The 6,140-nt window shown below is 52.1% G+C and carries 4 protein-coding genes; 3 read left to right on the forward strand and 1 reads right to left on the reverse strand.

Features of this window, described 5'->3' with window-relative positions:
• Positions 1–11 precede the first annotated feature (11 nt).
• The 3 genes from ACSZO4_RS07420 (at position 12) to ACSZO4_RS07430 (ending at position 4,512) form a co-directional block, all read left to right on the forward strand.
• Complete coding sequence (locus ACSZO4_RS07420; protein WP_437888243.1) at positions 12–2,672, forward strand: bifunctional acetate--CoA ligase family protein/GNAT family N-acetyltransferase; 2,661 nt, start codon at positions 12–14, stop codon at positions 2,670–2,672.
• Positions 2,673–2,786: 114 nt separating this feature from the next.
• The gene (gene pssA, locus ACSZO4_RS07425) at positions 2,787–4,142 is read left to right on the forward strand and encodes a CDP-diacylglycerol--serine O-phosphatidyltransferase (protein WP_437888247.1); all 1,356 of its coding nucleotides are present in this window, start codon (positions 2,787–2,789) and stop codon (positions 4,140–4,142) included.
• 46 nt (positions 4,143–4,188) lie between these two features.
• Complete coding sequence (locus ACSZO4_RS07430) at positions 4,189–4,512, forward strand: YfiM family lipoprotein (RefSeq protein WP_437888244.1); 324 nt, start codon at positions 4,189–4,191, stop codon at positions 4,510–4,512.
• Here ACSZO4_RS07430 and ACSZO4_RS07435 read toward each other — a convergent pair.
• Complete coding sequence (locus tag ACSZO4_RS07435) at positions 4,509–5,810, reverse strand: MFS transporter (RefSeq protein ID WP_437888245.1); 1,302 nt, start codon at positions 5,808–5,810, stop codon at positions 4,509–4,511. The two genes, ACSZO4_RS07430 and ACSZO4_RS07435, sit on opposite strands and share 4 nt — an antisense overlap.
• Between the last annotated feature and the right edge of the window lie 330 nt (positions 5,811–6,140).

The raw sequence follows: 6,140 nt of genomic DNA on the forward strand, positions 1-6,140 counted from the left end.
CGGAGACCTGTATGAGCCAACGCGGGCTGGAAGCGCTACTACGTCCTAAATCCATTGCGGTTATTGGTGCATCGATGAAACCTGACCGCGCTGGCTATCTGATGATGCGTAATCTGCTGGGTGACGGATTTGCCGGGCCGGTGTTACCAGTGACGCCCGCCTATAAAGCCGTTCTGGGGGTTCTCGCCTGGCCTGATGTGAGCCAACTTCCCTACGTGCCCGATCTCGCGGTGTTATGCACCCACGCAAAGCGTAATATTTCACTGCTGGAAGATCTGGGCAAAAAAGGCTGCAAAACCTGCATTATCCTTTCCGCGCCGCCGGAACAGCATAGCGAATTACTGGCCTGCGCCAGCCGCTACCAGATGCGGTTACTCGGCCCTAACAGCATGGGGTTGCTCGCTCCCTGGCAGGGTCTTAACGCCAGCTTTTCTCCGGTGCCCATCACCCGCGGTAAACTGGCGTTTGTTTCCCAGTCGGCGGCGGTATCCAATACCATCCTCGACTGGGCACAACAACGTGAGATGGGGTTTTCCTACTTTATTGCGCTCGGTGACAGTCTGGATATTGACGTCGATGAGTTGCTGGATTTTCTCGCCCGTGACAGTAAAACCAGCGCGATCCTGCTCTATCTGGAACAGTTAAGCGATGCCCGGCGCTTTGTCTCTGCCGCCCGTAGTGCCTCCCGCAATAAACCTATTCTGGTCATCAAAAGTGGCCGTAGCCCGGAAGCGCAACGGTTGCTGCAAACCCACGCAGGCCTCGATCTGGCATGGGATGCCGCGATTCAACGCGCCGGGCTGCTGCGCGTTCAGGACACGCATGAACTCTTCTCCGCTGTCGAAACCTTAAGTCACATGCGCCCACTTCGCGGTGAGCGTTTGATGATAGTCAGCAACGGCGCGGCTCCTGCTGCTTTAGCCCTCGATGAACTCTGGTCGCGTAACGGCAAACTGGCCTCACTCAGTGAAGAAACGCTGGCGCTGCTACAGGAGAAGTTGCCAGATTACGTCAGCGCGGGGAACCCTCTCGACCTGCGTGATGATGCCAGTAATGAGCGCTACGCCGCGGCGTTAAATGTTCTGCTCGATAGCCAGGAATATGATGCGCTGATGGTGATCCACTCCCCCAGCGTTGCCGCGCCGGGTAATGAAACGGCCCAGACGCTGATTAATACGCTCAGGCTTCATCCGCGTGGCAAATTTGTTACCGTCTTAACCAACTGGTGCGGGGAGTTTTCATCGCAGGAGGCCCGGCGATTATTCAGCGGTGCCGGCCTCCCGACCTATCGCACCCCGGAAGGGACAATCACGGCATTTATGCATATGGTCGAGTATCGCCGTAACCAGAAACAGTTGCGCGAGACACCGGCCTTTCCCGTCCACCTGACGGCCAATAGCGCCGAGGCTCACCGACTGTTGCAGCAGGCAATAGCCGAGGGGGCAACGACGCTCGATACCCATGAAGTGCAGCCCATTCTGAGCACCTGGGGCATTCAGACCCTGCCAACATGGATAGCCGGCGACAGCGCGGAGGCAGTGCATATTGCCGGGCAAATTGGTTATCCGGTGGCACTGAAATTACGCTCACCGGATATTCCGCATAAGTCTGAAGTGCAGGGGGTGATGCTCTATTTACGCACCGCCACCGAGGTTCAGCAGGCGGCAGATGCCATCCTTGATCGTGTAAAAATGAACTGGCCGCAGGCGCGGATCCATGGTCTGCAAGTCCAGAGCATGGCTATTCGCGCAGGGGCGCAAGAGCTTCGTGTCGTGGTGGAGTCCGACCCGGTTTTTGGTCCATTGATAATGCTGGGCGAAGGCGGCGTTGAGTGGCATGCTCAGGATCAAGCGGCGGTTGCATTGCCGCCGCTAAATATGAATCTTGCCCGTTATCTGGTTATTCAGGCGATTAAAAACAAGAAGATCCGTGGTCGTAGCGCGCTACGTTCGCTGGATATTGCCGGTCTGAGTCAGTTTCTGGTGCAGGTATCAAACCTTATTGTTAACTGCCCGGAGATCCAGAGACTCGATATTCATCCTCTTTTAGTCTCCGGCAGTGAATTTACGGCGCTTGATGTGACCCTGACCGTTGCCGCCTTTGCCGGTAATGGTGAGACCCGCCTTGCCATTCGGCCGTATCCTCAACACCTTGAAGAACATGTCACCCTTAAAAATGGCGAGACGACCCTCTTTCGCCCGATCCTTCCTGAAGATGAACCGCAGCTGCAGCAGTTTATTGCGCAGGTTACCCGGGAAGATCTCTATTATCGTTACTTCAACGAGATCAATGAATTTGCCCATGATGACTTAGCGAATATGACGCAAATCGACTACGATCGGGAAATGGCGTTTGTTGCGGTACGACAGAGTGGCGAGTTCGAGGAAATTTTAGGGGTTACCCGTGCGATTTCGGATCCTGATAATATAGATGCCGAATTTGCAGTGTTGGTACGCTCCGATTTGAAGGGATTGGGCCTTGGCAGACGTTTGCTGGAAAAGCTCATCAGTTACACGCGGGATCACGGACTTAAGCGTTTGAATGGTATTACTATGCCAAACAATCGCGGCATGGTAACGCTGGCGAAGAAACTGGGATTCGATGTTGGCATCCAGTTGGAAGATGGGATTGTGAGTTTATCTTTAGATCTGGTACCGATCGGTGAAACCTAAGTAAGGTACTGGAAATGTTACCCACTTTACCAGGTACTGGTGTTATCATCGTCCGCTTCTGTCGATTCCATCGAACAGAGGCCCTTTCAATAAACAGAGAAGATACGCACTGTGATGTTGTCAAAATTTAAGCGTAATAAACATCAACAACACCTTGCCCAACTACCTAAGCTTACTCAGTCAGTTGATGATGTAGCGTTTTTTTACTCTCCCTCTCATTTCCGGGAGAATCTGCTGGAAAAAATCGCCAGCGCCACACGTCGCATCTGCATTATTGCTCTTTATCTGGAGCAGGATGATGGCGGAAAAGCGATTCTGAGCGCGCTTTATGATGCAAAACGTCTGCGCCCGGAACTCGACATTTGCGTTCTCGTTGACTGGCATCGTGCCCAGCGAGGCCGTATCGGTGCTGCGGCATCCAATACCAATGCCGACTGGTACTGCCGCATGGCGCAGGAAAACCCAGGCATTGAGATCCCGGTGTACGGCGTCCCTGTCAATACGCGTGAAGCGCTCGGTGTGCTGCACTTCAAAGGTTTTATTATCGACGATAGCGTCTTCTACAGCGGTGCAAGCCTTAATGATGTCTACCTGCACCAGCACGATAAATATCGCTACGATCGTTATCAGCTTATCCGCAACCCGCAGATGGCTGACGTTATGCTCAACTGGGTGAAACAAAACCTGGTTGAGGGACGCGGGGTTAACCGTCTGGATAATCCCCAACGACCAAAAAGCCCGGAAATTAAAAATGATATTCGTCTTTATCGCCAGGAGTTACGTGATGCGACGTACCACTTCCAGGGCGATGCGGACAACGATCAACTGGCAGTAACGCCGTTGGTTGGACTCGGCAAATCCAGTTTGTTAAATAAGACCATCTTCCATCTGATGCCCTGCACAGAAAACAAACTGATTATTTGTACGCCATATTTCAACCTGCCGGCGGTGCTGGTACGTAATATTATTCAGCTCCTGCGGGATGGCAAAAAAGTCGAGATTATTGTCGGTGACAAAACAGCAAATGACTTTTTTATCCCCGAAGATCAGCCGTTTAAAATTATCGGCGCATTGCCTTATCTTTATGAGATAAACCTGCGTCGTTTCCTCAGTCGTTTGCAATATTACGTCAATACCGATCAGCTGATCGTGCGCCTGTGGAAAGACGAGGATAACAGCTACCATCTCAAAGGGATGTGGGTTGATGATGAATGGGTGCTGCTTACCGGGAATAACCTTAACCCGCGCGCCTGGCGTCTGGATCTGGAAAATGCCATTTTGATCCACGATCCACAGCATCAACTAACCGCCCAACGGGATAAAGAGCTGGAGCTTATTCGCACGCATACCACGGTAGTCAACCACTATCGTGACCTGCAAAGTATTGCTGATTATCCCGTGAAGGTGCGTAAACTGATCCGCCGTCTGCGTCGGATCCGCATCGACAAGCTTATCAGCCGTATCCTTTAACATCCTCAGCCTCATCTTACGATGGGGCTTTTTTTCAGGTTCCGATATGCGAGCGTTACTCTTTTCCTGCATCGTACTTTTGACGGGTTGCGCTCATACGGCAAACGATCGCTGGAGCGGTCAGGATAAGGCCCAACATTTTATCGCCTCTGCAATGTTAGCCGCAGCCGGTAATGAATACGCACAACATCAGGGTATCAGCAGCGATCGCAGCGCAGTTTATGGCCTGTTGTTTTCCATAAGCCTGGGGGCATCAAAAGAGCTCTGGGATAGCCGCCCGGAAGGAAGCGGCTGGAGCTGGAAAGATTTTGCCTGGGACGTGGCCGGAGCCACGACAGGCTATGCCGTCTGGCAACTGGCGCGTGATTAAAGCCGGATCCCTTTTCCCTTGCGATGCAGCATGAGTGAGACGATAAACGCCAGCCCGCATAATGCCGTAACGTACCAGAAAAACGCTGTTTCAATTCCTACCGATTTAAGTGATAACGCCACATATTCAGCTGAACCACCAAATAATGCATTCGCCACGGCATAAGATAAGCCAACGCCCAGAGCACGCACCTGTGCCGGGAACATTTCCGCTTTCAGGATCCCGCTAATTGAAGTGTAAAAACTGACAATAATCAGTGCGCACATAACCAAAGCAAAAGCCGCCCAGGGTGAAGTCACACTTTGCAGAGCACTCAGTATCGGGACAGTAAAGAGTGTGGCGAGCCCGCCAAAACACAGCATGGATGCACGGCGACCAATTTTGTCTGATAACGCGCCAATCACGGGCTGTATCAACATAAAGACAAAAAGGGCGCCGGTCATAATCACGCTGGCCACATTCGCATGCATTCCGGCAGTGTTGACCAGATATTTCTGCATATAGGTGGTGAAGGTGTAGAAACTTAACGAACCACCGGCTGTAAACCCCAGCACCATGATAAAGGCTTTGCGGTTACGCCATAGCCCTCGCAATGAGCCTGCATCTTTTAATGCACGAACCTCCTGTTTTGAGGTTTCATCCAGTTGGCGGCGTAGCCATAGCGCGACAACAGCAAGGGCAGCACCCATGGCAAAAGGAATTCGCCAGCCCCATGCACGAAGTTCGGCATCATCCAGGATTTGCTGTAAAACCACCACAACCAGCAGTGCCAGTAACTGCCCACCAATCAACGTGACGTATTGAAATGAGGCGTAAAAACCTTTTCTGCCTTCGACCGCGATTTCACTCATATAGGTAGCGCTGGTACCGTATTCTCCGCCAACGGAAAGTCCCTGGAACAAGCGAGCGAGCAATAACAAGGCGGGCGCCCAGGTACCAATTGTCTCATAGCCCGGCAGGCAGGCAATTACCAGTGAACCCAGACACATCATGCATACCGAAATCAGCATCGAGGCTTTGCGCCCGCGTCGGTCTGCTATTCGGCCAAATAACCAGCCGCCAATGGGGCGCATCAGGAATCCAGCAGCAAAAACACCCGCGGTCTGGAGTAACTGTGTCGTGGTATTACCGGCAGGGAAAAAGATATGGGCAAAATAGAGTGAGCAAAACGAATATACGTAGAAATCAAACCATTCGACGAGGTTACCAGAGGAAGCACCAACAATTGCCCAGATCCGGCGGCGCACATCAGTTAAATCTCCAGTGTTATCTCCCTGGTGGGTACTAGCCTCTGCCATATTTCTCCCCTGTTTTTAATCATGATTTTTTGGAGAAATCAGATTACGCCCCGGTCAAAAGTAAATACAGTGTAAATGATTTGCCTGCTATGATTTCAGGATCTTAGCCTGGAAACCTGCACATCCTCAGCGTGAGATATGCTTGCACTGCTGCTGGAGAGAGTCTTCATTCTGACGGGCACTGGGAATATGCCTGATTTACTGAGGGACGAAAACGCAAAAAGGCCATCCGTCAGGATGGCCTCTTCGCTTATTTGATGCCTGGCAGTTCCCTACTCTCGCATGGGGAGACCCCACACTACCATCGGCGCTACGGCGTTTCACTTCTGA

The sequence above is a fragment of the Phytobacter sp. V91 genome (assembly GCF_965644225.1).
GTDB lineage: Bacteria > Pseudomonadota > Gammaproteobacteria > Enterobacterales > Enterobacteriaceae > CBFFRJ01.